Below are 26336 nucleotides of genomic sequence, written 5' to 3'. Positions count from 1 at the left end.
GGGCTGGCTCAGATGTGTCAGTCGCATTAACGGGCTGTTAGACCGATCACTCTGGCACGCCTGCGCGTTACGCGCAATAGCGCTAGCGCGACTCGTGCAGGTGTGCGACCCTGGTGGCGGCAACCACGCCCGGCAGCCTTCTCTACGCCCGCCCCATCCGAGGCCGGGTTCTTGGCTCTGAACGTCGAACATGGAGGTGCTATGGAGGGGGCGGACAGCGATGGGCTGTTGGCTCTTGCAGATGATCTGACCGGCGCGGGCGAGGTGGCCGCCGCCCTCATGTTGCTCGAAACACGCATCATCCTTCGCCTGCTGCCAAGCACCGCGACGGTTACGCCGCCATTGCTGATTGATGACGACCGCGACTCGTCGCCCGGAGCATTGGTGGTCGACCTGGACTGCCGGCACCGAGCCGCCGAACAGGTGGCCGACCGCGTTCGCTCGGCGATCGTCCGGCACCGTCCCTCCCGCGTGCTGGCGAAGATCGACTCGCTGCTTCGCGGCAGTCCACAAGCGATCGTCCACGCGCTGCGCGCGGACCGCGCTCCCGTTGTTGTCGCCACCGCGCTCCCGGGCGCCGCTCGTGTCGTCGTCGACGGTGTCGTTCGGCTGGCCGGAATACCGCTGAGCCACACCGACGCCTGGCGGATGGAACCCGGCGATCCACCGGAGTCATTGACCGCGGCCCTAGCCCCGATGCCGACCCAACTGGTCAGCCTCGACACTGTCCGGGCGCCTGGGCTCCCGGCCGTACTGCACTCGATCGTCGCCGCGGACGTGGTGGCCGTCTGCGATGCCGAGACCGACAGCGACCTCGACCTCGTCGCCGCAGCGGCCCTGACCCTTCCGTCAGTTCGCGTCGTCGGCTCTGGTGGACTCGCCGCCGCGGTGGCCCGCTCACTCGCCCCGGTCACCCGCACCGGCCCACCCGCCAGAGAGGCTCCCAAGCACGGGCCGCGCCCAGTCCTGGTCGTCGTCGGAACGGCCGAGCCCGTGGCCGTCGAGCAATCACGCCGGCTGGTCGCCGCTGGACTACATCAGGTAGGACTCGTCGCCGAAACCCTCCAGCACAGAGGCCACCGGTCAGCCGCCGCGGACCGGGTCCGCACTGCGATCGACAACGGTCCTTGCGTGGTTACGCTCGACCCGCCCGGCGACCGCCGCGCCGCACCCGATGCCGTCGCGCGACACCTGGCGGACGTCGTCGCCGAAGCACTCCGCATCAGCCCGCAGACTGGCCCGCCGGTGGCCCTCGTCCTGACCGGCGGCGAGACCGCTCGCCGGGTCCTCGACGCAATCGGCGTCGACACGTTAACCCCGATCGGGCAAATTCAGCCGGGCGCCGTCCACTGCCTCACCCCGGACGGCCGCGCCGTCGTCACCAGGGCCGGCAGCTTTGGCAACGCCGACTCCCTGCTCGACATCGTGCACGCCCTGAACAGCACCCCCTGCCCTAAGCCGGATCTGATGCCGGCCCAACGAGAGGTTCTTCCATGAGCAGCGTCGCATCCGCGCACCAGCGTGCCCTGGCCAACAAGGCGGGCGCGCTGCCGGCACCAGTCATCGCCGTGACCATGGGCGACGGCGCGGGCATCGGCCCCGAAGTGGTCGTCGGCGCGCTAGTGTCACCGGAACTGGCGGGCGTGTGCCGTCCCGTTGTCATTGGCGACGCAGCGCGCCTACGGGTGGCCGCTGAGATCCTCGGCCTCCAAGTGGATGTCGAGCCAGTTGAAACCGTCGCCGCGGCGAGGTTCGAGCCTGGGCGTATCAACGTCATCGATCTCGAACTGCTACCGGCCGACCTGCCGTGGGGTCAGCTGTCGGCAGCCGCCGGCGAAGCGGCGTACCAGTACGTTCGGGTGGCAAGCGAGCTGGCGATGAGGGGCGAGGCGCAGGGCATCTGCACGGCCCCCCTGAACAAGGAGGCGCTGCACGCCGCAGGGCACATCTACCCCGGACATACAGAACTCCTGGCACACCTGACCGGCACCGAGGAAGTCTCGATGATGCTCACCACCCCCAAGGTCAGCGTCATCCACGTAACGACTCATATTGGCTTGATCGATGCCGTCAAGATGATCGAGCCCGGTCTGGTGGAACGCACGATCCGCCGCGGACACGAGGCAATGACCCGATCCGGCATCCCCAACCCCCGGATCGGGGTGTGCGGGATCAACCCGCATGCGGGCGAGAACGGGCTGTTCGGATATGGCGAGGAGGAAGAAAAGATCGCCCCGGCGATCGCCGTCCTGCGCGCGGACGGCATCGACGCCATCGGCCCGATCCCGGCCGACACCGCATTCTTCGTCGCGGGCCGGGGTGACTACGATCTGATCGTGGCCATGTACCACGACCAGGGACATGGGCCAGTCAAGATTCTGGGTATCGAAACGGGCGTGAATATCACCGTGGGGCTGCCTGTGATCCGGACCTCGGTTGATCATGGCACCGCGTTCGACATCGCCGGTACGGGGGTCGCCGAGGCGGGCAGCATGATCGAAGCCCTCCGGCAGGCAGCCCGGTTGGCGCCGACCCCCACGGCGTGACATGGTCCAGGCGGCGCGAGAGGAATCGGGATGGCAATGACATCGTTTAACTCGCGAACTCGACGTGAGGAGATCGTCCGGCGGGCCACCACGACAGGGCTCACCACCGTAGAGGAGTTGGCCGAAACGTTCCAGGTGACGGCCTCGACCATCCGTCGTGACCTCGCCATGTTGACATCCGAAGGCCGACTCACCCGTACATTCGGCGGTGCCATCGCACCCAACGCGCATCCGGAGGCGTCACTACGTCAACGGATCGGTGAGGCGTTCGAGGCAAAGCGAGGCATCGCCCGTTGGACCGCATCACAGATCCGCCCCGGCGAAACAGTCTTGCTAGACGCCGGGTCAACGGTGGGAGCGCTCGCCCACGAACTGCGGTCAGCGCGCTCGCTGACCGTTGCGACCACCGGACTGACCGCTCTCAACGAACTCGCCGACGTGGACGCCGTGCACGTGGAGTGCCTCGGCGGCAGCCTGCGGCACCTCAGCCAAGGACTGGTCGGACCACTGGCCGAAGCGGCGCTGGAAAAGATGACTTTCGACCGCGTCTTCCTCGGCGCCGACGGCGTCTCCCCCGACGGCGGGATCTGTGAGGCAGACCTACAGCAGACCCGCCTCAAAGAACTGATGGCACGTCGCACCGAACACGTCTACGTCCTGGCGCACGCCGCCAAGCTGATCCGCCAACCTTTCCACGCCTGGGCACGACTACCACGCAAATGGACCCTCGTCACCGATCACGAAGCCGACTCCTCCGTCATCACGGCATTCACTGCCAACGGCATCGAGGTAGTCGCCGTCAACCATGAGGGACAACGTGTCGGCTAAGGCCGCATCTTGGCTGGTGAGCTTGAGCTTCGTGGCCTGCGGCGGTGACGTTCAGGCTCGCGGCACGGCACAGCGCTGCTAGGCGGCGGGCACCTTCGCGCCGCGATGCGCGACGCGTCCTGGTTCAAGCAACCCGACACCACAAGGACAAGTACGCCCACGTCATCGTGGTCTCCCACGAAATGAAGACCAATCACCCCGGGACAACCAGCGGAGCCACAAACTTCACGCGAGTGGGAGCTATGGCTCGCGGCCACCAGGACAGCGATCAGCAAGAACGCGATCACTACCTCGATGGCACCCGGGACACCTGACGTTCCCACACCGCGCCATCTCATACACCGAAAGTGCCGCACTCAGCTCAACGCGGCTGGAGCGCGCCGCTTCTGAACACCTGCTGGTCGCCCGTCGCGACCACCTCATCTACGGGGAAAGCGACGCCGTCCTTCCATCAGCACGCCCGTGTCGTGCACCGGCAAACCCTTGTGCTCAGCGAGCGCACATTGCAGTGTGATCGTAAGTCAACGAGATCATGCACCGGCAACGACTGCGGCCCAGCCCCTGGCGACGGGTCTCGTGGTGCACGCGCCCAGGCGGGCACCAGCCTTCCGCTCGGCTGTACAGCCCACGCTGAGTTGTCCTACACCCTCAAGGGGAGCGCCATGAAGCAGTCCAGCGCGATCAGCTTCGAACGGCTGCCCCCAAGATCCGGAAGATCACCTTCGCGAATCCTCCCATGAATCTGATGCTGCCGGAGACCGCCGCCAGGTTACGTGACCTCGTGGTGGAGATGGGCGAGGACCCGGAGGTCCAGGTCGCCATCTTCACCAGCAGTACATCCGACTACTTCTTCAACCACTTCGACCTGGACCTCAACTGTTCGGCCATTATGAAGTATCATGAAAGTTTCTCTTGCATGTCGTGAAGGTTGCGCCCTACCTTGTGACTCAGGCCACAGCCGGCCTTGAAGGAAGGGAAACCCATGATCAGTAGTCCTAGGCCCGCGGCGGCAGCAGTGGTTTCCGGCGTCCTGCTGATCGCGATCCCCGGCTGCAGCGATAAGACGGAAAGCTCCAGCACCGCGCCGATCAAGGTCGGGGCCATCAGCTCCATCTCCGGTCCCGTCGTCTTCCCGGAGGCGTCGCAGGCGGTCAAAGCCGTCTTCGACAAGGTCAACGCGGAGGGCGGCATCGGCGGCCGCAGGCTGGAGTACCTGGTCGAGGACGACAAGGTCGACCCGCAGCAGGCCCAGCAGGCGGCCCGCAAGCTCGTCGACTCCGAGCAAGTTGTGGCGATGGTCGGCTCGTCCAGCGCACTGGAGTGCAGCGTCAACGGAGCGCTGTACAAGCAGAAGAAGATCCTCTCGGTGCAGGGCACCGGGGTGGACCCGGCCTGCTTCAGCTCCAGCAACATCTCACCGGTCAACACCGGTCCATTTCAGGGCATCACGGTGTCGCTGCAGTTCGCGTCCGAGACACTGAAGCGGGACAAAGTCTGCGCCGTACTGGTCGACTACGCCGGCTGGGGTGATGCCTACGCCGCCGCGATCGGGCAGTGGGAGAAGTCGACCGGCAAGAAGTTGGCGCTGCTTGATGCCACGTACAAGCCCGGGCCGGAGGATCCCACGCCGTTCGTGTTGAAGGTCCGCCAGGCTGGTTGCCAGGCCGTCGTGTTCGACGGGGTGGATGTCGCGGGCGTGGCCTGGATGCAGGCGGTCCAGGCGCAGAAGGTGACCGGCATCGATTGGGTCTTTCTCACCTCGAACTACACCGACAAGGTGGCAAAGACGCTCGGCCCCGTCGGCGAGGGACTGTACGCGAACTCGGAGTTCGAGCCCTACGGCGGATCCGCGCCCGCACTGGCCGACTGGAAGCAGACCATGACGGCGGCCAAGATACCGCTGAACTCGTTCGCTCAGGGCGGGTACCTCTCCGCGACCTACTTCGTCCAGGCACTGAAAAGCATTCAAGGTGAGATCAACCGCGAGTCGGTGACCGCGGCGCTGCAGGGGCTGACCTCGGTGTCCAACCCCTTGGTCGGCACGCCGTACTCGTTCGCCCCGGCCGAGAAACACAACTCGAACCGGGCCAGCAAGTTCGTCCAGCTCAAGGGCGGCACGTGGGTCACGGTCACGCCGGAGTGGATTACCCTGCCGGCCGGGTCCTGACATGTTGCAGGCATCGGTCGCGGGCCTGCTCGCCGGGGGCGCCTACGCGATGGTGGGCGTCTGCGTCGTCCTGCTGTTCCAGATGACCGGTGTGCTCAACGTGGCGCAGGCGGCCATCGGGTCCTTCGGCACCATGGTCATGCTCCAGTTGCTGGAGCGCGGGTGGGGGTTCGGCGTCGCGTTGCCGGCGGGCGTGCTCACTGCGGCAGCGCTTGCGGCCCTGGTCGGCTGGGCGATCGCGCGTTTCTACGCCGACAGCTCGGCGCAGGTGCGCACGATTGTCACCGTGGCGGTACTCGTGGGCCTGCTCGCCATCGGCTTCCGGCTGTTCGGCAACGATCCGCGCACCGTTCCCTCACTGGTGCCCGGTGCTGGGTTCCGGCTCGCCGACGTCGTGGTTTCGGGGAACGCGTTGATCGCCCTCGTGCTGGCGGCGGCCATCGCGGTGGGTGCTGGCCTGCTGCTCAACCGCTCGCGGCTCGGCGTGCGGTTGCGGGCGATCAGCGAACGACCGGTGACCGCCGAGATGCTCGGCGTGCCCGTCACTGCTCTGGCGGTCGGCGTGTGGGCGGTCATGGGGGCGGTGACCGCGGTGGCGGTCACCGCGGTCGCGCCCACGCGGCCGAGCAACTTCCTGAGCCTCAGCCTGCTCGTGATGCCGGCGATGGCCGCCGCCTTGTTGGGTGGCCTGCGCAACCTGGCCGGCGCTGCCCTGGGTGGCGTGCTGATCGGCGTCATCGAGGGGGCCGGGACGTCGGTACGGCAGCTCTCGGAGTACCGGCAGGTGCTTCCGTTCCTGGTGGTGGTTGTGGCGCTGGTGTGGTTGCAGCGGCGGGAGGTATGGGATGCGACGCGTTGACCTGATGCGCAGGCCCGCATCGCTGCTGGGCATCGCGGCCGCCGTTCTGGTCCCACTGGTCGTCACGACGGGCATGTCGAGCTATTGGATCTACCTGACCACGAGCGCGACGGTGACCGCGATGCTCTGCCTGTCGGTCGGTGTGGTGTTCGGCCGGGCCGGCATGGCCGCACTGTGTCCCATGGCCTTCGCCGCCATCGGGGCGCTCACGACGGCCTTGGCGAACCATTGGGGAATCGCCCTGCCGTTCCCGGTGCTGCTTGTCGTCTCCGGGCTGGTCGCCCTGCCGGTCGGCATCGCCATCGGCCTGCCGGCGCTGCGCCTGCGCGGGCTGAACCTGGCGATCGTGACGCTCGGCTTCGCCGTCGCGGTCGACGTGGTGACCAACAGCGTCGGGTTCCCCGGAGCGCAGACGCTCGACGTTGTCCCGCGCCCGGACTGGGCCACCGAGGACGCCGACTACTTCCTGTTGTGCTGGGTCGTGTTCGTCGGCGCGTCGGCGGCATTGTCGTGGTACGGCACCCGGCGCGGCGGCGCGGCCTGGCTTGCCGTGCGGTCGAGCGAACGCGCCACCGCAGCGACCGGCCTCGCGGTCCCACGAGTGAAGCTGACCGCGTTCGCCGTGAGCGCCTTTCTCGCCGGTGTCGCCGGTTCGTTGCTGGCCGGTCAGCTGGGCCAACTCAACGCCACCGGATTCGGGTCCCTGCAGTCGTTGACGATCTTCACGCTAGCCGTCATGGTCGGCGCGCGCCATCCGGAGGGAGCGGCGCTGGGTGGCATGCTCGCCGCGTTTCTGCCCGAGGTCCTGCGCCAGGTCGGTCTCCCGCAGGATCTGGCCGCCGTCGTCTTTGCGGTCGGCGCAGTGATCGGGTTGCGCACCGGAGCCGGCGGGGCGGCCGCGGACCTGCGGGCGGCCGGCCGGCGGCTCCTCGGCCAGCGGGCCCGGCCGGCCGGAGCAACCGGGGCGAAGGCACCCGGCCCGGCCCTCGGGACGGTGACGCCTGGACCGAAGCCAGCCGGAAGCGACATACCCGCAGCGCTGGACGCGCGGAATCTCCGCGTGGGTTACGGCGCGGTCACCGCGCTGGACGACGTGTCCATCGAGGTTCGCCGCGGCGAACTGCACGCTTTGATCGGACCCAACGGGGCCGGCAAGTCCACCTTCGTCGACGTCGTCTCGGGATTCGTGCGGTCGGCCACCGGCACCGTGACGGTGGCCGGCCGCGTGTCCATCGACGGCCAGGACCACACCTCCGCGCCGGTGCACGTCCGGGCCCGAGCCGGGCTGCGCCGCACCTTCCAGCACGAGCGGACGATCGGCGACCTCACCGTCGCCGGCTACCTCCGACTCGTCGCGCCCACCGCGACACCCGCCGAGGCTGACACCCTGCTCGATCAGTTCGGCTGCCCGGCCGGTGACGTGCTGCTGTCCACGGTCGACGTCGGCCGACGACGGCTCGTCGAGGTGGCCGGCGCCGTGCTGTCGCGGCCGAGCATCCTGCTGCTCGACGAGCCGGCAGCGGGCCTGGACGCCGCGGAGTCGCAGCGACTGGGCCGGCTGCTCGCGGCGCTTCCCGCCGCGTACGGCTTCGGTGTGCTTCTCATCGAGCATGACGTGGAGATGGTCGCCACCATCAGCGACCGGGTGACCGTGCTCGACTTCGGCCGGGTGATCGCGTCCGGGCCGGCGGCGCAGGTGCTGCGCGACCCCGTCGTGCTCGCCGCGTACGTCGGCGAGGAGGTTCCGGCATGAGTGGTCTCGACGTGCGGGGTCTCGAGGTCCAAAGGGCGGGCTTCCCGATCGTCACGGGTGTCGACCTGACCGTCGCGCCGGGCCGGATAACGGTGCTCCTGGGACCCAACGGCGCCGGTAAGACGACGTTGCTGGAAGCACTGAGCGGACGGATCCCGGCGACCGCAGGGGCCGCGCTGCTCGACGGCGTGGATGTACTGCCGCTGTCCCGCCGGGCCCGCGCCAGAAGCGGCCTGGCCCATGTCGAGCAGGGTCGCACGGTCTTCGGTGACCTGACCGTCACGGAAAACCTCCTCGTCGCGGTAGGGAATGACGAGATCGGGCCGGCGTTCGAGATGTTTCCCGAGCTGCGGCGGCGCACCGATGTGCCGGCCCGCGCGCTCAGCGGCGGTGAACAGCAGATGCTCGTGCTCGCCCGCGCGATGCTCGCCCGGCCCCGCGTGCTGCTCATCGACGAGATGAGCCTCGGCCTGGCGCCGGTGATCGTCCGCCGGCTGTTCCCTGCGGTACGCGCGCTCGCCGAGGAAGGCATGGCGGTTCTGCTGGTCGAGCAGTACGCGGCCCTCGCGCTGTCCGTGGGTTCCGAGGCGATGGTGCTGTTCCGCGGCCGGATCGTCCTGCGTGACAGCGCCGCTGAACTCAGCCGGCACAGCGACCGGCTGCACCGTGCCTATCTCGGCGCGAACGAGCGGCAACCGTCCGCGGACGAGTTGCCCATCCACCTGAAGGAGCCGATGTGACAACACGACTACAGGGCCGCCGGGCTCTCCTGACCGGCGGCGCCTCCGGCATCGGCGCCGCGACCGCGGAACTGTTCGCCGCCGAGGGTGCCGCGGTGGTCATCGCCGACCTACCCTCGCATCGCGCCGCCGCCGACGCCGTAGTCGCGCGTATCGAGAAGGACGGCGGCCGTGCGGTCTTCGCGCCCACCGACGTCACTGACCCGGCCGCGGTGGACGCCGCGGTGGCGTTGTGCGTCGACCGGTTCGGCGGCATCGATGCAGTGGTCGCCTCGGCGGGCGTGAGCGCCCATCCGGACCGCACCGGATCGTTCAACTCGTTGCTCGACCTCGATCCGGCACATTTCCGTTTCGTGCTCGACGTCAACGTGACCGGTGTCTTCCTCACCGCCAGCGCCGCGGCGTCCGCGATGCCGGAGTCGGGCGGCTCGATCGTGGTGCTGGCCAGCATTGCCGCCAAGCGGCCGTCCGCGGGCGCGTACTCGGTGTCCAAGGCCGGCGCGTGGATGCTTACCCGCTGCCTCGCGCACGAATTGGCGCCACGCCATATCCGGGTCAACGCGATCGGGCCGGGTTACGTGGAGACAGGCCTGCTCGACGGCATGGCCCGGCGATCGGGCGGCGACGACCTCGATGCCCAGAGGATGTGGCGGGAAACGCGCGAGAAGCAGGTGCCGTTGCAGCGGCTCGGGCTGCCGGCGGAGATCGCCCGCACCGCACTTTTCCTCACCAGCGACGAGGGTTCGTACTTCACCGGTTCGCTGTTGCATCCCGACGGCGGTTTCGCGTCCGAGTACGCCGGCGGCTGACCCCCTCCAGACGAGAGAGAGATCCCCGATGAGCACCGTGGTTCCGGTTGACGAGTTCATCTCCGACGAGTGGTATCCGGGCTTCAGGCCCGGGCGCACTGACGCCGGGGTCTACACCGAGGCGCTGTCCACCTTCCGGAAGGAGGACGAGGGCCGCTTCTGGTTGCTGGACTTCCACTATCCGCGCGGCATGGTGCCGCTCGGGTACGTCTTTCCCGAGGATGGCATATGCTTCTGCACCCAGCAGGCGGCCGAGGGTCTGCCGCTGCCCACGAGCGGCGGGCTCGGTGTCCGGATGGCCGGACCGCACATCTACACCAGCGAGGTGCCGGTCACCTCGCGGTGGGCTGTCGGCGAGCGGGTCGAGCGCATCCAGCGCGCCCTCCCGGCGACCCTCGAGCGGTTCCAGGCGACCTGGGACGACCGAGTGACGGAGCTGAACCGCGGACTGGCCTACTTCGAAGGGCAGTCCTTCGACGGTCGAGACCTCGCCGACCTGGCCCGCCTCTACGAGGAGGCGGTCGTCTTCCACCGCCGCGCCTGGACGATCCACTTTGAGATCATGTACCCGCTGCTGGCCACCTATGTGGGCTTCCACGGCACGTGCTTGGAACTGGGCATCGACGCGGCCGAGATCTCGAAGTTCCTGCAAGGCTACGACTCCAAGATCATGGAGACGGATCGCGGCTTGTGGGAGCTCACCAGCAAGGCACGCGCGGCCGGGCTCGCCGACGTTTTCGCCGTCACCGACGCGACAGACCTCAATACGACGCTCCGGGCCGACCCGGCGGCGAAAGGCTGGGTCGCCGACTTCGACGCGTTCCTGCAGACGTACGGGCACCGCACCGAGGGCATCGCGGACGTCGTGCTGACGCCCTGGATCGACGACCCGGTCAGCCCACTGGGCACGGTCCGGACGTACCTGTCGAAGGGCTCCGATCACGACTTCGCCGGCGCACGGGCCGCCGCCGTGGCCGAACGGGAACAGGCGATCGACGCCGCCCGCGGCCGGCTCACGGTCGAGGAGCGGCACGTCTTCGACGCCGGGCTGGCCGCGTGCACGTCGGCCAACTTCGCGTGGTGGAACGAGGACCATAACTACTACATCGACCTGCGCGCACACATCCCGATGCGGCGGGCCGGCCTGGCGATCGCCCGTGCGCTGGGCGCCGAGCGGCCCGATGACGGACTGTTCGTGTTCCGTCCCGAGCTGCGCCGACTCGCCGAAGGGCACCGCGACTGGGGCAGCATGCGCAAGTTGGTCGACGAACGGCGGGCCTACTACGAGCATTGGCTCGCCCGCCGGCCGAGAATGCCGAAGGTGCTCGGCACCGTACCCGAGGACATGAGTGACCCGGTGATGCGGGAGATCTTCGGGACCAATGCCGGGTTCTTCGCGGCCATGAAACAGCTCGGCGGTGACACGTCGCAGGTCACCTCGTTGTCCGGCGTCGCGGCGTCGTCGGGTGTGGCCCGCGGCGTCGCGCGGGTGCTGCACGGTGCCGAGGAACTGCACCGGATCGAACCCGGCGAGATCCTGGTGTGCGAGGCGACCTCACCCAACTGGACGCCGGCCTTTGCGAAGATCGCCGCCTGCGTCTGCGACAGCGGTGGCACGCTGACGCACGCGTCGATCGTCAGCCGCGAGTACCGCATCCCCTGCGTGTGCGGGGTGGGCATCGCGACGTCGACGATCCGCACCGGCGACGAGATCGAGGTGGACGGCACCCGGGGTACCGTGCGCATCCTGAAGCGGGCCGAGCGATGACCTACATCCGCCACCTCCCGGACATCGCGACCGATGATCCGGCGGCCGGAGGCAAGATGACCCGGCTGGCTGATCTGGCCCGGGCCGGTCTCACCGTGCCGCACGCGTTCGTCGTCACCACCGACGCGTTTCAAGCGGTGGCGGCGGCGTGCGATCTGCCCTCCGCGCTCGATCGGGAACTGGCCGGTCTTGGTGCCGACGACTCGGCCGGACTGGCCCGCGCCGAGCAGCGACTACGGGAACGCCTGGCCGGCGCACCGCTGCCGCCGGATCTCACCGAAGCCGTTGCCGGCGCCTACGAGCAACTGTGCGCGGCGTCGCGGGATGCGCTACTGCCGGTTGCGGTGCGCAGTTCGGCGACGACCGAGGACGCCGTCGCGTCGAGCAGCGCCGGACAATACGACACCTACCTCGGTCTGACCGGCGCGCCAGCCGTGCTCGACGGCATACTGCGGTGCTGGGGCAGCCTGTTCGGAGCCCGAGCGCTCAGCTACCGGATCCGCAACGGTCTGTCCCATGTGGAATCGACGATGGCCGTCGGCATCGTGGAGTTGGTGCACGCCCGGGCGAGCGGTGTGGCGTTCTCCCTCAACCCGGTCACCGGACGGCGGGACCGCGTTGTGGTGGAGGCGACGTTCGGCTTCGGCGAGGCGTTGGCGCAAGGCGTGGTCACCCCGGATCACCTAGAGGTCGGCCGCGCCGACCGGCGGATACTCAGCTACGCGGTGGGCGACAAGCAGACCGTGTCCGCGATGGACCATCGCGCTGGCCAGGTCGTCGAGGTCGCCATGCCGGAGCCGATGCGAACCCTCCGCGTGCTCGCCGAAGACGAGATCGGCGCCCTCGTCGATGCCGTGCTCGCCGCCGAAGAGATGCTCGGCGCCCCGGCCGACGTGGAGTGGGTCATCCCCCGCGCCTACCGGCCAGGTGACCCGGTGACACTCGTACAGGTCCGGCCCGTCACCACCGCCGTGGCGCAGCCCGCGCCGACCTGGAACGCCGCCGCCATGGCGCTCAAATACGCGTTCAAGGGAATGCCGCAATGACCGCCACGACGTACGTCGACGGCCGCTGGTGGGACCGTCCCGAACGCCGGATCGTGCCCGACCCCGCCGACAACCGCGAAGTGGTCGCCGAGGTCTCGTTGTCCTTCGCGGCGGACGTCGACGCGGCCTACGCGGCCGCCGACCGGGCCGCGCGGGCCTGGGCGCGCACTGCCCCCCAACGCCGGCACGACGTACTCCTGGCCGCCGCCGCGGTCCTCGACCGGGACCGGGAGGCGATGGCGCACGACCTCGTCCGTGAGGAGGGAAAGATCTGGAAGGACGCCAGCGGCGAGGTGGCCCGCTCGGCGGACACGCTGCGATATTTCGCCATGGCGGCGCTGCAGCCGGCCGGCGACGTACTGCCGGCGCCCGCCGGATCCTTCATTCTGAGCCGCCGCGCGCCGCTGGGTGTGGTGACCGTCATTACCCCGTTCAACTACCCGATGCTGCTGCCGGCTTGGAAGATCGGGCCGGCGCTCGCGCACGGCAACACCGTGGTGTGGAAGTGCAGTGAACTGGTGCCGCTGTCCGCCGTCCACTTCACCCGGGCGCTCGCCGAGGCGGGTCTGCCGGACGGCGTGCTGAACCTGCTGTGCGGCACCGCCGCAACGCTGGCCGGTCCACTACTGGCGGATTGCCGCACCAGAGCGGTCACCTTCACCGGGTCCACCGCAGCGGGCCGGGCGGTGCAACGAGCTGTCACCGGGCGCGACGTCGCCGTGCAGTTGGAGATGGGCGGGAGCAACGTCGCCGTCGTCCTCGCCGATGCCGACCTCGACGCGGTCACCGCACACCTCGCCGCCGGGGCGTTCTCCGGCAGCGGGCAGAAGTGCACCGCGATCGGCCGGATCGTCGCCGAGGCGCCGGTGGCTGACGAACTTGCCGAGCGGTTGGCCGCCGCGGCGGCCGACTGGACGATGGGCAGCGGACTCGATCCGGGCACGAAGCTCGGCCCGCTCATGACACCGGCGGCCCGCGACGCGGTGATCCGCGCGACGCGGGAAGGGGTGTCAGCCGGCGGCACGGTGCTGTACGGCGGTGACCCGCCGGCCGAGGAACGACTCGCGTACGGCAACTTCCTTCCGGCCACGGTGCTCGCCGGAGTGCAACCAGGCACCGCCACGGCTCGGCACGAGGTCTTCGGACCGTTTGCCGCCGTCATATCGGTTCCGGACGCCGGGCGCGCGATGGAGGTCGCCAACGACACCCCGTACGGGCTGAACGCCGGCGTCTTCACCCGCGACCTGGCACTGGCGCTGCGCTTGGTGCAGAGCCTCGACGCCGGGATGGTTCATCTCAACGCGGTCACCGGCTTTCCGCCGTACGTCCCGTTCGGCGGGATGAAGGACTCCGGCTCCGGCCCTTTGGAGCAAGGGCCGCGCACCTATGAGTTCTTCACCCGCGGTCAGGTCGTCCACCTTCACCCGGAGGCGTGAGTGCATCCCGATCTGGCGTCCTACGACACGGTGGTGAGCGACCTCGATGGGACGCTGTGGATAGACGACACCCCCCTGCCCGGCGCCGTCGGCCTGCTGGACTCGTTTCGTCGCCGGGGGGCCAGGATCTGCCTGGCCACCAACGCCAGCGTCGCCACGTCGGCGCAACTCCGCGCCGGACTCACCCGGGCCGGCCTGGCAGCTCCGGGTGACGTGCTGGTCACGGCGGCGGACGCGCTCGGGGCGCAGGCCCGCGAACTAGGCATTCACGAGGTGGCGGCGATCGGTGAGGCAGGCCTGTTTGACGCGTTGGCCCGGCACGGAGTGCGCGCCGTGCCGGGCGACGAGGTCTGGCGGTCGTGGTCATCCACACCGTCGGGCCGCGCCGTCGCCATGGGTCTGGCCCCGGACACCGATATCAGGACGCTCGGACGCGTTGCCATGCTGCTGGAGCGTGGCCTGCCCTTGCTGGTCACCACCACCGAGGTGGCATATCCGACGCGGGAAGGGTTGTCCGGCGGCACCGGCATGGCGCTGGCCGCACTCGCCGCCCGGGTCGCCGTCGATCCGATCATCTGTGGTAAACCGTCGTTGCCGTTCTTGACCGCGCTCCGGCCGCACGTGGCGGGCAGGGTGCTGATGATCGGTGACACCGTCGCAGCCGACGTCGAGTTGGCCGCCGCCGCAGGCTGGGACAGTCTGCTCGTACTCACCGGAACCAGCGCCGACCAGCACACCCACTGGCCCCGGGCAACATTCGTGACGCCGGATCTCCTGACGATCGGCGCGCGATGACCACTGCACGGACGAGGCCCGGCGAAGGAATACAGGCGCTGCCCAGCGCTGCCCCGCCGGCCGGTGCCGAGCTCGACGACGCCGCCATCCTGGGCCGCCGGATCCGGCAACTGCGCAAGAACGCCGGGCTGACACTGGACCGCGTCGCCGACGCCGCGCAGATCTCGGCCAGCCTGCTCTCCCGGATCGAGCGGGGCGCCGCACAGCCGTCACTGCCGACGCTGCGCACCATCTCCCAGGCGCTCGGCATTCCCATCGCGGCGCTGTTCGAGGGCGAGGACAGATCAACCGCGAGCGAGCATGACGCGGCTGGGCGGCGGCTCGTCGTGCGGCACGCCGACCGGCGTCGGCTCAAGGTGCCGGATTCCCGTATCCAGTACGAACTCATGATCCCCGACCTGGACGGCGCGGTCGAGGTGATCTGGGGATCGATACCACCGGGCGGCGGGGCCACCCGTCCCTCCTCGCACCACGGCGAGGAGGTCATCGTCGCGCTCGCCGGGCACGTCGCGGTCGTGGTCGATGACCAGGAGTTCCTCCTGGCAGTAGGGGACACCATCCGCTTCGACCGCAGCCGTCCGCACCGCCTCTTCAACCCCCGCCCGACGGTCGCGGAGTTTGTCCTGGTCGTCACGCCACCGTCGCGCTGACAACAGCCCTCGCGTTCGCTTCCTCGCCTGGGCCGAGTTTCACGCCAGCCCAGGCGTCTCCCACAACCAGGAGGAAGATCAGATGTTTACATTGCGCAAGACGCGGTCCGGGCAGAAGGCTCGCCGGGCCGTCCTGCTGCTGCTCCCGGCGGCTCTCGCCGGGGCACTGGTCTCGGCATCTCCGCTGACCGCGAACGCGGCCGCTGTCGTCGCGGTGCCTACCGCGACACTGACGAAGGTCAAGGGTCCCGGCACATCACCGATGTCGGCCACCGCCGTCGATCTGAAGGCTGCCGGCTACACCGCCAAGGAGTTCTACGCGGAAGGCCTCGCCAACCGGTACACCGGAGCGAACGCCAACACTTTCACGACCGCCACCGTTCTCGACAGCGACAATCCGTATCGCACGCGGGTGATGGTGCGATACCCCAAGCCGCACAAGTTCAACGGGACGCTGGCCGTCGAGTGGACCAACGTCACAACCGGGGTCGACTTCGAGTTCGCCACGGCCGAGGCCTCGGAATACCTCCTGCGTGAGGGCTATGCGGTCGCCATCGTTTCGGCACAGCGTGTCGGTGTCGAGCGGCTCAAGACATGGAGCCCGCAGCGATACCCCGGGCTCTCGGTGGACGTGAACAAATGCCTTCCCGACGGCACGTCCCTCTGCACCGGGGACCCGATCTCCTACGACATCTTCGCGCAGATCACCCGGGCACTCATGAACAACGCCGGGGGCGCGACCGCGCCGATGCCAGGCCTGCACGTGCAGGACGCGATCGCCATCGGCCAGTCCCAGTCGGCCGCTCGGCTGGCCATCTACTACAACACGATCCAGCCGCTCCACAACGTCTTCGACGGCTTCGCGTTCTGGGACCGGTCGGGCCAGCTCCGAGATGACCTGACCGTTCCGGCGATCAGTGTCGACTCCGAAGGGCTGGGGGGCTCGTTCGGGGGCGCTGGATGGACGACATCGACGTACACCCGCAAGTGGGACGTCGCAGGCGCGACACACGCTTCACTGTACGGCGCCCAGTACATCGAGGCGATCGCGCAGCGCGATCAATCGATTTTGCTGCCCGACGGACAGCCGAAAACGTTCTTTGAGTGGATCGACTTCAACCACGTCTGTGTCAAGCTTCCGCCCTTTACCACGGTGGACGTCGGCCTGGTCTACAACAAGGCAATCGATTCTGTCCGCAACTGGTTCAAGAGAGGGACGCCCGCCGCCCCTTCGCGAAGCTTCGTGATATCCCCATCCCCGCCGGGTCTTCCTGTTCGTGATGCAGACGGCAAGGTGGAGGGCGGGATCCGTCTCCCGCAGTTCGTTGTGCCGACCGCGGAGCAGGGTGCGCTCAACGGGACCGCCTTCCCCTGCAACGTGTCAGGCTGGCACCGCTACTACACCAAGGACGAGCTCAAGGCGATGTACGGCACTCACGGCCGCTACGTCGCGAAGGTGCGAAGGGTCATGTATCCGCTGGTCGCAGAAGGCTATGTGTTGAGGACCGACGCGTTGGCTGCCGTTCGTGACGCCGCACTATCCGACGTCGCGAAGTAGTCGCCGAGGACAGGGCTCGCGCGCACCCGTGAGTGCCCGATAGTAAGCAGTCGGGATCGCAGTCCGGCGGTCCCGACTGCGCCGGCGGCTGTCGCCCGCGCCGTCTTCGTCTCGCCGCGCCACCTGCAAGCCCTCTTTCACGAGCAGCAGACATCCGTTGCCCGATACGTGATGAAGCGGCGTCTCGACCGCGCTCACCACGACCTCGCCGACCCTCGCCTGGCACACCTGTCGGTCGCTGACATCGCCACACAGCTCGGATTCCGGCGTCCATCTCATTTCGCCTACGTGTTCAGGACGCAGTTCGGCCTCAGCCCGCGCGAACACCGATACAGCGACCGGTAGAAACCCAGGCGCCTGACTCCGTTCGGCGACACCGCCGAACGAGACATCCCGACAACGTGACCATGGCAGGGCGTGGTAGCTCTTCGTCGCCGTATCGAGGCCCAAGTGGCAGGTAGGGTCCTAGTGTTCGGCGGCGACGCGCTGCCGGGAAAGGAGTGGGCTGGATGACCAGCGCCACGTCGGCAGATCCGGACGCCGCCGACGCCGCCGCCCTTGGCGGTCGGATCCGGGAATTGCGCAAGAGGGCGGGACTGACCCTGGACAGCGTCGCCGACGCCGCGCAGATCTCGGCCAGCCTGCTCTCCCGGGTTGAGCGCGGTGTCGCGCAGCCGTCGCTGCCCACGCTGCGCACCATCGCCCGTGCCCTCGGTGTGCCGATCGCGGCGCTGTTCGAGGGCGAGGACCGGTCAACCGCGAGCGAGCATGACGCGGCCGGGCGGCGGCTCGTCGTGCGGCACGCCGACCGGCGCCGGCTCAAGGTGCCCGACTCGCGTATCCAGTACGAACTCATGATTCCCGACCTGGACGGCGCGGTCGAGGTGATCTGGGGATCGATACCACCGGGCGGCGGGGCCACCCGTCCCTCCTCGCACCACGGCGAGGAGGTCGTCGTCGCGCTCGCCGGGCACGTCGCCGTCGTGGTCGACGACGAGGAGTTCCTGTTGGCGGCGGGCGACACGATCCGTTTCGACCGGAGTCGCCCGCATCGTCTGCACAACCCCCGGGCGACAGCCGCGGAGTTCATGCTCATTGTGGCGCCACCATCACGTTAGATTGCGTGGCGTCCGAGCAGGTACTGAAGCTTCATGCAAAGCTCCCTTGCATGTCATGCATGTCGGCCCTAGCCTGTGACCATGCGGCTTCCGGCCCTCATGTGTGGTCGAGGGCTCCGCGTCAACGTCGCGAGCTAGCAAAGGAGCTGGCAGCATGCCTGAAACGCCCAATTCGGAGTTTTGGAAAACCCTCAAGCCGATCGAGAATTCGCAGAAGCCGGATGCGCTGCCGGAGGTCTACCTCTCCAAGGTCGCCACCGATGACGACCGCTACTACGTGCCTTTCACCGAGACCGTCGGGTCACGGCCGCTATGGATCAACGTCAAGGACAACAGCTGGGCTGACATCCTGCGTGCGAAGGAGGCTGGGCTGGTCAACCGGCATTACCACCCGCATGAGGTGTTCGCCTACACCATCTCCGGCAAGTGGGGCTATCTGGAGCGGCCCTGGACGGCGAGCGCCGGCGACTTCGTCTACGAAGCCCCAGGCGAGGGTCACACGCTGGTTGCCTACGACAGCGGCGAGCCGATGAAAACCTTCTTCATCGTCAAGGGTCCGCTCGCCTGGCTGGACGAGAACGGCGACGTCACCGGGATCTTCGACGTCCACGACTACATCGCGATGTGCCGGGAGCACTACGACAAGGTGGGCATCGGCGCCGACTACGTCAACTCGCTCTTCCGCTGATGGGAAAGGCCGCGTGACGAGGGCCGCCGTCTGGTACGGAGCGCGCGATATCCGCGTCGTCGATGTGGAGTCCCGGGCCACCGGCCCCGGGGAGGTCGCGATCGCGGTGGCATACTGCGGCATCTGCGGCAGCGACCTGCATGAGTACGCTGACGGACCGCATGCCATCCCGGTGCACGAACCGCATCCCGAGTCGCGGACGACCGCGCCGATCATCGTCGGCCACGAATTTTGCGGCACGGTGGTCGAAGTCGGGTCCGGCGTGTCCGGGTTCGCGCCGGGCGACCGGGTCGCGGTGGAGCCACACTACCGCTGCGGCGCTTGTCCCCGATGCCGGAACGGTGAGTACAACATCTGCCGGCACTTCGGCTTCGCCGGTCTCATGGGCGACGGCGGGATGGCCGAACGGGCCGTCGTTCCCGCCTACATGCTGCACCGCCTACCCGACACGGTCTCACTGGAGCAGGCGGCAGTGTTCGAGCCGGCTGCCGTGGCCCTGCACGCCTGGCGGCGGGCGGGCTTCCGCCCAGGCGAGACACTCGCCGTGATCGGCCTCGGCCCGATCGGGCTTCTCATCGTGATGCTGGCCGTGCGGCACGGCGCGGGCCCCATCATCGCGGCAGACCTCTCCCCGGCCCGGCTCCAGGTCGCCCACGCCCTGGGTGCAACGGACCTCGTGCCCGCCGAAGATCGGACTGCCGTGGTTGACCTGATCAGGCAGGCCGCCGACGGTGAAGGCGTGGACGTGGCTTTCGAAGTCGTCGGCTCCGAGGAGACGCTGCGCACCTGCATGCACGCGACGCGGAGCGGCGGCCGGGTCATGCTGGTCGGCCTGGCCGGGACGGTCAGCATCGATGCCTTCGCGATGGTCAACAAGGAGCAGTCGATCATCACCAGCGTGGGTTATCGCGACGTCTACCCCGACCTGATCCGATTGGTGGAGAAGGGGATGGACCTCACCGCGATCGTCACCGCCACCATCGCCTTGGAGGACGTCGTGCACGACGGGTTCGAAGCCCTGCTGCGCGGCACCGACCAGATCAAGATCCTTGTTCGACCAAGTGGAGGAAGGCAAGCACATGACCACGGCGGATAGGGCGGGGTTCAACAGCGACCAGTTCGCCGGGCACCCGGTGTTCGTCACCGGCGGCACGTCGGGGATCGGCGCCGCCACGGCGATGCTGTTCGCCGAACTCGGCGCCGACGTCACGGCTCTCGGCCTCGCCCCCCGGGTCGCCGGCGAGCGACCGGTGCATCCGCAGGTACGGGTGATCGAGCACGACGTCCGCGACCACGACGGCCTGGCGCGGCTGATCTCGGCCGAACCGCAGATCGGTGTCCTGGTCAACTGCGCGGGCGTCAGCCACGACCGCAGGGAGTACGACCTGGACCCCTGGCGTATGGTGCTGGACGTCAACCTCACCGCCACCATGGTCGCCAGCGAAGCGGCGCGCCCGGGTCTCGCGAGGGCCGGCGGCTGCGTCGTCAACGTGTCCTCGATGTTCGCCTTCTTCGGCAGCAGGGATCGGCCGGCGTACAGCGCGAGCAAGGGGGGCGTCTCGCAACTGACCCGGTCGCTCGCCGCGGAGTACGCCCCGGAAGGCATCCGGGTGAATGCCGTTGCGCCGGGGTTCGTGGAGACGCAGCTGGCCCGCGGCTTGCTCGACGATCCGCAGGCCGCTGCGGAACTGCTGCTGCGCATCCCGCTGGGACGGTACGGAAAACCCCGGGATGTCGCTCAGGTGATCGCGTTTCTGTGCTCGCCTGCCGCTTCGTACATCTGCGGGACGGTCTTGCCCGTGGATGGGGGCTACCTCTGCGTTTGATTGCGACCATCAAGTTGCGGTCAGTGCCTGCGTTTCGTGGTCGCCGTGGTCGCTCCGGCCATGAGCTTTTCCAGCAGGCCCACCAACGTGACGTGTTCAGCCTCGGTGAGGGTGGCGGCCCAGGCCTGCTCCCGCTGGTTGTGTGCCCGGAAGGCATCGGTGATGGCGTCACGTCCGGCCGCGGTCAGGGTCAGCGTGATGGCGCGCCCGTCGTGATCGGCCCGTCGGCGGGATGCCAGACCGGCTCGTTCGAGGGTGTTGACCAGCGCCGAGACGGCAGCACGGCTCATGCCGGACAATTCGGCGACGCGCTTGGCCTCCATCGGCCCGGCGAGCCAGAGCACGAACAGCACCCGGAAGCCGGCCCAGCTGAACCCGCGCGGCCGGTGTACCGACGACTCCAGGTCGTAGACGAGGGCGCTGGTCACCCTGTGCAGAGTAAGCACGAGACGCATCGCATCCGGGTCGATCTCGGGCAGTTCCCGCCTGGTGTGGTCGATCGCGAAGTCGATGAACCCCAGGTAGTCCAATTCTTCCGGCAGGGCAGCGCCATTCATGCGGCCAAGACTATGGCCTGTCTTCTCCAGGGCTTCCCTGCCAACGCGGTTTGGCGTAGCGTCCAGGAAATAGTAAAACCTTTGACTAGACTAGGAGCTGTGTCATGGCGCAGAAGCCCTTCGCCTCATCCGCCGATCTCGCCGACAAACAGCAGACCCTCGAGGTATTGGCCGACGGGGTCTATGCGCTGACGGCGGAGGGCGATCCGAACGTCGGGGCGATCGAAGGCAAGGATTTTCTGGTCTGCTTCGAGGCGCTCGCCACTCCGGTGGCCGCCCGCGAATGGCTCGCCTTGCTCCGTCAGCACACTGACAAACCGGTCAAGTTTCTCGTGTTGTCGCACTACCATGCGGTGCGGGTGCTCGGTGCCAGCGCCTTCGACGCCGAGGTGATCGTGGCGCACGAGCGGACACGCGAGTTGATCGCCGAACGCGGCAAGCAGGACTGGGAGTCGGAATACGGCCGCATGCCCCGACTGTTCAAGGAGCCCGCCTCGATTCCGGGATTGACCTGGCCCACTGCCACGTTCGCGAATCGGTTCACCATCGATCTCGGCGGCGATCGGGGTGATCTGGTGCTGCAGTACTGCGGGCGCGGGCACACCGAGGGCGACATCGTGGCGTGGCTGCCCCGACAGCGGATCCTCTTCGCCGGTGACCTGGTGGAGGCGCACGCCGCGTTGTACACCGGCGACGCGTTCCACCGGGACTGGTCGACCGGGACGCTGGACGCGGTCGACGCCTTCGGCGCCGAGACACTCGTCGGCGGGCGCGGCGCGGTGGCGTCCGGGCGAGACGCGGTGGACGCGGCGATCGGGCAGACCCGGCACTTCCTGCAGGTGATGCTGCGTGAAGTCGGCGCCGTGCGGCAGCGAGGCGGCACGGTGAAGGAGGCGTTCGAGGCGACCCACGCCGCCCTCGTCGATCAGTACGGCGGCTGGCCCATCTTCGAACACTGCCTGCCGTTCGACGTATCCCGGCTCTGGGACGAGATGTCCGGCATCGAACGGCCGCGCATCTGGACCGGGGAACGCGACCGCGCCGTGTGGCAGGAATTGCAGGACTGATGAACGGCCACACGCCTGACGCCCGCAACGGACGCGGCCCGTCGCCGGTGGTGGTACTCGGCAACGGCCCGGTGGGCCAGACTGCCGCGCTGCTGCTGGCGCGGTGGGCTGTCCCGGTTATCCTGCTCGATCAGCGGCCGCACCGTGACCCGGTCGGTTCCAAGGCGATCGTGCAGCAGCGCGACGTCCTCGACGTGTGGGAGGCCGTTGGCGCCGGCCGCCGCATCGCCGACGAGGGGCTCACCTGGACCGTGGCGCGCACCTTCTACCGCGACCAGGAACTGTTCAACTACACCTTCGCCGACCCGGGCCGATCTGAGTTTCCGCCGTTTGTGAACATCTCACAGACGCGTACCGAGGAAGTCCTTGACCAGCGGATCGCGGCCGAACCGCTCATCGACGTGTGCTGGGACCACCACGTGACCGGCATCGCCCAAGACGAGCAGGGCGTCACGCTGCACTGTGGGAACCGTACGGTGCAGGCGTCTTACGTGGTCGCATGCGCCGGAGCCCGCGGCGACGACATACGGCGCATGCTCGGCGTCAGGTTCGACGGGCGCTCCTTCGACGACCGGTTCCTGATCTGCGACATCCGCACCGACCTGTCCGGCTGGGCCAACGAGCGCCGGTTCTATTTCGACCCGCCGTGGAACCCCGGACGGCAGGTCCTCATCCACCCCTGTCCGGACAGTACGTTCCGCATCGACTGGCAGGTCCCGGCCGGCGAGGACGGTGCCGTCGGCGTGGACCCAGGCGGCCGGGACGCGCGGATCCGAGCGATCATCGGTGATCGGCCCTACGATCTGGTGTGGAGCTCGGTGTACCGCTTCCACTCCAGGGTCGTGGACCGGATGCGGGTCGGGCGGGTGCTGCTCGCCGGCGATCTGGCCCACCTGGTCTCCCCGTTCGGCGCCCGCGGACTCAACTCCGGCGTACAGGACGCGGAGAACGCCGCCTGGAAGCTGGCGTTCGTCCGCAACGGCTGGGCCGACGAGTCGCTACTCGACAGCTACCACGCCGAACGGCACGCCGCCGCCCGCGAGAACCTGGACGTCACCGAAGCCACCATGCGCTTCCTCGTACCCGGCACCGAGGCCGAGCACCAGCACCGCCTGGCCGTCCTGGAGGCGGCCGGCACCGACGCGGGCGCCCGCGCTGCCGTCGACTCCGGCCGGCTCGCGGAACCCTTCTGGTACGTCGACTCGCCGCTGACCACGCCGAACCCGAACCATCCGTTCACCGGACGCCCACCGCGCGGCGCCGTGCCGCCCGCCGGCCCTGGCATCCTCGTGCCCGACGCGCCGATCGCGATCGGCGGGCGTCCCACCCGGATACGGCAGATCGCCCGCGACGGATTCCTGCTGCTGGCCGGCGAGCGCGTGGACGCCGACGCCGTCCACGCCGCCGCGCAGCGCGCAACCTCGGCACCGGTGCGGGTCGAGCGCATCACCGACATCGACCACGACAGTGCGCTCGCCACCGTCCTGGCAGCCCATCCCGACGAGCTGTGGATCATCCGGCCGGACGCACATGTCGCTGCGGTACTCACTGATCCGGGCCCGGCCGCTGTCGGCACGGCGCTGCGGCGTGCGACCGCCGCCCCCACCACGACCGAGGAGCGTGACCATGGCGTACTACCGGCTGATAGGTGACGTCCCACCGAAGCGCCACACCCAGCGTGGTCGCCCCGATGGTGGCCTCCGCTACGAGGAACTGATGGGCGAGGAGGGCTTCTCCAGCGACTCGTCGCTGCTCTACCACCGGCACCTGCCCTCGGCCATCGTCGACGCGATGCCGTGGGAGCGTAAAGGTGGAGCCGTCAATCCAGATTGAGGGCTCAGAGACGCTCGCACCGGCGTTCGGGATGTCACTCCAGCAGCTGGCGATCTACAGCGGCGGCCGGATCGCTCCCGAGACTGTCGATCGGCTCGTCGCGCAGGCGCACGCGCAGATGACGACGCCACATCGAGCCTAGGACATGGCTGATCACCGAGGCCCCAACTCCGAGCCGGCCCTGCCTCCACAAAACAAGGTGTGACCGATGAAATTCGACCGATCCGCACGTATCCACGAGGTGCTGGAAACACCTCAGGCGCGAGCAGTCGTCGACCGTTACCTGCCCTGTGTGCTCGACCAGCCACAGATCCACGCGCAACGGTCCGGACCGTTGCGGTTCGTCCTCGACCACCCGGTTCTGATCGACGACCCGCGCGTGAAGGAACAGATCTGGCAAGAGCTCACCCAGATCGACATCGCGGTGCCCGAACGCGACGACGAGCCGAAGGTGCAGCCCCTGCCGGCTACGAGAGCCAGGACACCGCGGAAGGATCGGCGTCGCTCACCGTGCCCTCCTCGGCGCGTCGCTGGGCGGTGACCGAGGTGGTCCTCAACGGCCCCTCGCACGACAATCCATTCGTCGACGTCGAGCTGACCGCGACGCTCACGCTCGGCGAGACCGAGTCGACGGTCGGCGGCTTCTATGACAGGGATGGCCGATGGGTGTTCCGCTACCTGCCCGACGCCACCGGCATCTGCCGTTTCACCACCTCCTCCACCACACGCAGCCTCAACGGCGTGAGCGGCGAGTTCCCGGTGGCAGACGCCCCAGACGGCGCACACGGGACCGGTCCGCGTCGACGGCCTCCCTTCGCCCACGCCGACGGAACCCATCACACGCCGCTGGGAACGACCATCGTGGTGCGAATCGAACGGCCGCGCGTCGGCGCGGCCGTCTCCTTCATGCTTCCTGCAAGATGCACCGTGCGGTTGTGCACACCGCGTCCTCTCCCATGGCCAGCGCTGTGCACCCGGTCGGCGTCTGTGCTGCCTCTCAGCTACGAGCGGGCAGTGTGATCAATTGAGGCTGCCGAGCAGTGGTGGCGGCACTGATCAGAGCCGCAGTGGATTCGGCAGCGGCGCGGGCGACCTCCGGGTAGACGCTGGTGTAGGTATCGCGGGTGAAGGTGGACGAGACGTGGCCGAGGGTTTCCTGCACGATCTTCAGATCCACTCCGGCGGCCAGCATGAGGGAGGCCGCGCCATGGCGCAGATCGTGCAGCCGCACCGGTGGCAGTCCCGCTTCATAGGCGAGCCGGTAGAACTGGTCGCTGAGATGTTGCGGATGGAGCGGTCGACCGAGCTCGTCGGTGAAGACGAAGCCGCTGTCGGTCCACGCCTTGCCCGCCGCGAGCCGCTCGATACTCTGGTTGCGGCGGTGGGTGCGCAGGACGGCGACCGTGTCGGCGTCCAGGGCGATGACGCGATCGCTGGCTTCGGTCTTCGGCTTGCCTTGAATTGCATCCCAGCCAAGCTGCGTGATCTGCCAGTGCACCCCGGCGCTGCCCGCTTCGAGATCAACGTCCCTCCAGCGCAGTCCGGCACCCTCGCCTCTGCGCAGGCCTCGCAGGGCGATCAACCGGTACAGCGCGAACAGCCGGTGTGAGGCCGCGTGAGCGAGAAAGGCCGAGGTCTGGGCCGGGGTCCAGACCATAACCGAGGACGGCCGTGGCGTGGCCACATAGAGATTGATCTTGGCAGCGCGACCGAGACCGCCGCCCCGGCGCTGCTGCGCCAGGGTCAGCCGATGCTGCAGATCCATGGTGAACTGCGCGACTCGTTCGTCGGTCCACACCAGGGCCTTCGGCTTGTTGGCATCCGGGAGTTCCACCACCGCCGCAGGGTTGAAGTCGATCAGCCGGTCCTGTTTGATCGCGATGTTCAGCGCGTGCCGGAGGGTGGCTCGGATGCGGTGCATGGTGCTCGGCCCGACCGGCCGCCGATACCGCACCTTCGCCCGCTGTTCGGGGTCGTCGCTGGCGCGGGCGGAGATGATGACGTCGTTGAACTCCTCGATCGCGTCGAACATGCCGGCCACGTCGGAGACCCGTAGCCGATCAAGCCGGATGTCACCCAGGTAGGGCGTGAAGTACAACCGAACGTGGGCCTCGTACGAGCGGCGCGTGGTGGCGTCGATCTTTCGCTTACGTCGCAGAAATTCGCCCGAGTTTCGCAGTTCGCGGGCACATAAGCCTTGATCGTTGAGCGAAAGTGCTGGTCGGCATGGTTGTGGATAACTTCCGGAGTCCCAAAGTGTGGGCACACGACCATTCGTGATTATGCTGCGGA

Annotated in this window: 26 protein-coding genes and 1 pseudogene; 25 read left to right on the top strand and 2 right to left on the bottom strand. The window is 68.4% G+C overall.

Annotation, left to right across the window (positions count from 1 at the left end; translation table 11 throughout):
• The first annotated feature begins 201 nt into the window (after positions 1-201).
• The 20 genes from ACBJ59_RS04480 (at position 202) to ACBJ59_RS04385 (ending at position 20587) form a co-directional block, all read left to right on the top strand.
• Positions 202-1497, top strand: a complete 1296-nt coding sequence (locus ACBJ59_RS04480) for a four-carbon acid sugar kinase family protein (protein ID WP_375108891.1) — start codon at positions 202-204, stop codon at positions 1495-1497.
• On the top strand, positions 1494-2546 hold the full coding sequence (gene pdxA, locus ACBJ59_RS04475; RefSeq protein ID WP_375108890.1) for a 4-hydroxythreonine-4-phosphate dehydrogenase PdxA: 1053 nt from the start codon (positions 1494-1496) through the stop codon (positions 2544-2546). The genes ACBJ59_RS04480 and pdxA overlap by 4 nt, the downstream gene beginning before the upstream one ends.
• Positions 2547-2576: 30 nt before the next feature.
• A complete protein-coding gene (locus ACBJ59_RS04470) occupies positions 2577-3374 on the top strand; it encodes a DeoR/GlpR family DNA-binding transcription regulator (protein ID WP_375108889.1) in 798 nt (265 codons plus the stop codon).
• 736 nt (positions 3375-4110) lie between these two features.
• A complete protein-coding gene (locus ACBJ59_RS04465; protein ID WP_375108888.1) occupies positions 4111-4299 on the top strand; it encodes a hypothetical protein in 189 nt (62 codons plus the stop codon).
• Between the two features lie 90 nt (positions 4300-4389).
• Positions 4390-5541 (top strand): ABC transporter substrate-binding protein, encoded by a 1152-nt coding sequence (locus ACBJ59_RS04460; protein WP_375108887.1) that lies wholly within the window; start codon positions 4390-4392, stop codon positions 5539-5541.
• Position 5542: 1 nt separating this feature from the next.
• Entirely contained in the window at positions 5543-6400 is an 858-nt protein-coding gene (locus ACBJ59_RS04455) for a branched-chain amino acid ABC transporter permease (protein ID WP_375108886.1), read from the top strand.
• On the top strand, positions 6387-8153 hold the full coding sequence (locus ACBJ59_RS04450; RefSeq protein WP_375108885.1) for an ATP-binding cassette domain-containing protein: 1767 nt from the start codon (positions 6387-6389) through the stop codon (positions 8151-8153). The genes ACBJ59_RS04455 and ACBJ59_RS04450 overlap by 14 nt, the downstream gene beginning before the upstream one ends.
• Positions 8150-8893, top strand: a complete 744-nt coding sequence (locus ACBJ59_RS04445; protein WP_375108884.1) for an ABC transporter ATP-binding protein — start codon at positions 8150-8152, stop codon at positions 8891-8893. Before ACBJ59_RS04450 ends, ACBJ59_RS04445 begins: the two co-directional genes overlap by 4 nt.
• Entirely contained in the window at positions 8890-9702 is an 813-nt protein-coding gene (locus ACBJ59_RS04440; protein WP_305923756.1) for an SDR family NAD(P)-dependent oxidoreductase, read from the top strand. Before ACBJ59_RS04445 ends, ACBJ59_RS04440 begins: the two co-directional genes overlap by 4 nt.
• A 28-nt stretch (positions 9703-9730) precedes the next feature.
• On the top strand, positions 9731-11470 hold the full coding sequence (locus tag ACBJ59_RS04435) for a PEP-utilizing enzyme (RefSeq protein WP_375108883.1): 1740 nt from the start codon (positions 9731-9733) through the stop codon (positions 11468-11470).
• Positions 11467-12516 (top strand): PEP/pyruvate-binding domain-containing protein, encoded by a 1050-nt coding sequence (locus tag ACBJ59_RS04430; RefSeq protein WP_375108882.1) that lies wholly within the window; start codon positions 11467-11469, stop codon positions 12514-12516. Before ACBJ59_RS04435 ends, ACBJ59_RS04430 begins: the two co-directional genes overlap by 4 nt.
• Positions 12513-13952 carry an aldehyde dehydrogenase family protein gene (locus tag ACBJ59_RS04425; protein ID WP_375108881.1) on the top strand — a complete coding sequence of 480 codons (1440 nt, stop codon included), beginning with the start codon at positions 12513-12515 and terminating at the stop codon, positions 13950-13952. Before ACBJ59_RS04430 ends, ACBJ59_RS04425 begins: the two co-directional genes overlap by 4 nt.
• Positions 13953-14747: an HAD-IIA family hydrolase gene (locus tag ACBJ59_RS04420; RefSeq protein WP_375108880.1), complete on the top strand. Its 795-nt coding sequence runs from the start codon at positions 13953-13955 to the stop codon at positions 14745-14747. It begins immediately after the preceding gene.
• Positions 14744-15397, top strand: a complete 654-nt coding sequence (locus ACBJ59_RS04415) for a helix-turn-helix domain-containing protein (RefSeq protein WP_375108879.1) — start codon at positions 14744-14746, stop codon at positions 15395-15397. The genes ACBJ59_RS04420 and ACBJ59_RS04415 overlap by 4 nt, the downstream gene beginning before the upstream one ends.
• An 82-nt stretch (positions 15398-15479) precedes the next feature.
• Positions 15480-16955, top strand: a complete 1476-nt coding sequence (locus ACBJ59_RS04410; protein ID WP_375108878.1) for an alpha/beta hydrolase domain-containing protein — start codon at positions 15480-15482, stop codon at positions 16953-16955.
• A 39-nt stretch (positions 16956-16994) separates the two neighbouring features.
• Positions 16995-17300: a helix-turn-helix transcriptional regulator gene (locus ACBJ59_RS04405; protein ID WP_375109514.1), complete on the top strand. Its 306-nt coding sequence runs from the start codon at positions 16995-16997 to the stop codon at positions 17298-17300.
• A 164-nt stretch (positions 17301-17464) separates the two neighbouring features.
• Positions 17465-18073 (top strand): helix-turn-helix domain-containing protein, encoded by a 609-nt coding sequence (locus tag ACBJ59_RS04400; protein ID WP_375108877.1) that lies wholly within the window; start codon positions 17465-17467, stop codon positions 18071-18073.
• A 154-nt stretch (positions 18074-18227) separates the two neighbouring features.
• Complete coding sequence (locus tag ACBJ59_RS04395) at positions 18228-18761, top strand: 2,4'-dihydroxyacetophenone dioxygenase family protein (RefSeq protein WP_305923767.1); 534 nt, start codon at positions 18228-18230, stop codon at positions 18759-18761.
• 13 nt (positions 18762-18774) lie between these two features.
• Positions 18775-19857, top strand: a complete 1083-nt coding sequence (locus tag ACBJ59_RS04390; protein ID WP_375108876.1) for a 2,3-butanediol dehydrogenase — start codon at positions 18775-18777, stop codon at positions 19855-19857.
• On the top strand, positions 19841-20587 hold the full coding sequence (locus tag ACBJ59_RS04385; RefSeq protein ID WP_375108875.1) for an SDR family NAD(P)-dependent oxidoreductase: 747 nt from the start codon (positions 19841-19843) through the stop codon (positions 20585-20587). The genes ACBJ59_RS04390 and ACBJ59_RS04385 overlap by 17 nt, the downstream gene beginning before the upstream one ends.
• 20 nt (positions 20588-20607) lie before the next feature.
• On the opposite strand, the gene ACBJ59_RS04380 is transcribed toward ACBJ59_RS04385, so the two are convergent.
• A complete protein-coding gene (locus ACBJ59_RS04380) occupies positions 20608-21144 on the bottom strand; it encodes a MarR family winged helix-turn-helix transcriptional regulator (RefSeq protein ID WP_375108874.1) in 537 nt (178 codons plus the stop codon).
• A 104-nt stretch (positions 21145-21248) separates the two neighbouring features.
• Between ACBJ59_RS04380 and ACBJ59_RS04375 the strand changes: the two genes are divergently transcribed.
• From ACBJ59_RS04375 to ACBJ59_RS04355, 5 genes and pseudogenes are all read left to right on the top strand, one after another.
• On the top strand, positions 21249-22211 hold the full coding sequence (locus ACBJ59_RS04375; RefSeq protein WP_375108873.1) for an MBL fold metallo-hydrolase: 963 nt from the start codon (positions 21249-21251) through the stop codon (positions 22209-22211).
• Positions 22211-23863: an FAD-dependent monooxygenase gene (locus tag ACBJ59_RS04370; protein WP_375108872.1), complete on the top strand. Its 1653-nt coding sequence runs from the start codon at positions 22211-22213 to the stop codon at positions 23861-23863. The genes ACBJ59_RS04375 and ACBJ59_RS04370 overlap by 1 nt, the downstream gene beginning before the upstream one ends.
• Positions 23838-24014, top strand: a pseudogene (locus ACBJ59_RS04365) (homogentisate 1,2-dioxygenase); the annotation flags it as partial. The gene ACBJ59_RS04370 and the pseudogene ACBJ59_RS04365, both read left to right, overlap by 26 nt.
• Before the next feature lie 238 nt (positions 24015-24252).
• Positions 24253-24585, top strand: coding sequence for a hypothetical protein (locus ACBJ59_RS04360; protein WP_375108871.1), 333 nt, complete (start codon positions 24253-24255; stop codon positions 24583-24585).
• Entirely contained in the window at positions 24582-25064 is a 483-nt protein-coding gene (locus ACBJ59_RS04355; RefSeq protein ID WP_375108870.1) for a DUF5060 domain-containing protein, read from the top strand. Before ACBJ59_RS04360 ends, ACBJ59_RS04355 begins: the two co-directional genes overlap by 4 nt.
• On the opposite strand, the gene ACBJ59_RS04350 is transcribed toward ACBJ59_RS04355, so the two are convergent.
• On the bottom strand, positions 25042-26336 hold a 1295-nt coding region (locus tag ACBJ59_RS04350), incomplete at its 5' end, for a tyrosine-type recombinase/integrase (RefSeq protein ID WP_375108869.1). The two genes, ACBJ59_RS04355 and ACBJ59_RS04350, sit on opposite strands and share 23 nt — an antisense overlap.

This window comes from Nonomuraea sp. MTCD27 (assembly GCF_041950495.1).
GTDB lineage: Bacteria > Actinomycetota > Actinomycetes > Streptosporangiales > Streptosporangiaceae > Nonomuraea.
This window is presented reverse-complemented; position numbering and strand designations above follow the sequence as displayed.

Excerpts from the sequence above, each read along its gene's own strand:
- ACBJ59_RS04410 (WP_375108878.1), top strand. The coding sequence starts at position 15,480 with ATGTTTACATTGCGCAAGACGCGGTCCGGGCAGAAGGCTCGCCGGGCC.
- ACBJ59_RS04375 (WP_375108873.1), top strand. The coding sequence starts at position 21,249 with ATGGCGCAGAAGCCCTTCGCCTCATCCGCCGATCTCGCCGACAAACAG.
- ACBJ59_RS04380 (WP_375108874.1), bottom strand. The coding sequence starts at position 21,144 with ATGAATGGCGCTGCCCTGCCGGAAGAATTGGACTACCTGGGGTTCATC.
- ACBJ59_RS04445 (WP_375108884.1), top strand. The coding sequence starts at position 8,150 with ATGAGTGGTCTCGACGTGCGGGGTCTCGAGGTCCAAAGGGCGGGCTTC.
- ACBJ59_RS04480 (WP_375108891.1), top strand. The coding sequence starts at position 202 with ATGGAGGGGGCGGACAGCGATGGGCTGTTGGCTCTTGCAGATGATCTG.
- pdxA (WP_375108890.1), top strand. The coding sequence starts at position 1,494 with ATGAGCAGCGTCGCATCCGCGCACCAGCGTGCCCTGGCCAACAAGGCG.
- ACBJ59_RS04430 (WP_375108882.1), top strand. The coding sequence starts at position 11,467 with ATGACCTACATCCGCCACCTCCCGGACATCGCGACCGATGATCCGGCG.
- ACBJ59_RS04465 (WP_375108888.1), top strand. The coding sequence starts at position 4,111 with ATGAATCTGATGCTGCCGGAGACCGCCGCCAGGTTACGTGACCTCGTG.
- ACBJ59_RS04370 (WP_375108872.1), top strand. The coding sequence starts at position 22,211 with ATGAACGGCCACACGCCTGACGCCCGCAACGGACGCGGCCCGTCGCCG.
- ACBJ59_RS04470 (WP_375108889.1), top strand. The coding sequence starts at position 2,577 with ATGGCAATGACATCGTTTAACTCGCGAACTCGACGTGAGGAGATCGTC.
- ACBJ59_RS04385 (WP_375108875.1), top strand. The coding sequence starts at position 19,841 with ATGACCACGGCGGATAGGGCGGGGTTCAACAGCGACCAGTTCGCCGGG.
- ACBJ59_RS04450 (WP_375108885.1), top strand. The coding sequence starts at position 6,387 with ATGCGACGCGTTGACCTGATGCGCAGGCCCGCATCGCTGCTGGGCATC.
- ACBJ59_RS04360 (WP_375108871.1), top strand. The coding sequence starts at position 24,253 with ATGAAATTCGACCGATCCGCACGTATCCACGAGGTGCTGGAAACACCT.
- ACBJ59_RS04425 (WP_375108881.1), top strand. The coding sequence starts at position 12,513 with ATGACCGCCACGACGTACGTCGACGGCCGCTGGTGGGACCGTCCCGAA.
- ACBJ59_RS04395 (WP_305923767.1), top strand. The coding sequence starts at position 18,228 with ATGCCTGAAACGCCCAATTCGGAGTTTTGGAAAACCCTCAAGCCGATC.
- ACBJ59_RS04400 (WP_375108877.1), top strand. The coding sequence starts at position 17,465 with ATGACCAGCGCCACGTCGGCAGATCCGGACGCCGCCGACGCCGCCGCC.
- ACBJ59_RS04415 (WP_375108879.1), top strand. The coding sequence starts at position 14,744 with ATGACCACTGCACGGACGAGGCCCGGCGAAGGAATACAGGCGCTGCCC.
- ACBJ59_RS04455 (WP_375108886.1), top strand. The coding sequence starts at position 5,543 with ATGTTGCAGGCATCGGTCGCGGGCCTGCTCGCCGGGGGCGCCTACGCG.
- ACBJ59_RS04435 (WP_375108883.1), top strand. The coding sequence starts at position 9,731 with ATGAGCACCGTGGTTCCGGTTGACGAGTTCATCTCCGACGAGTGGTAT.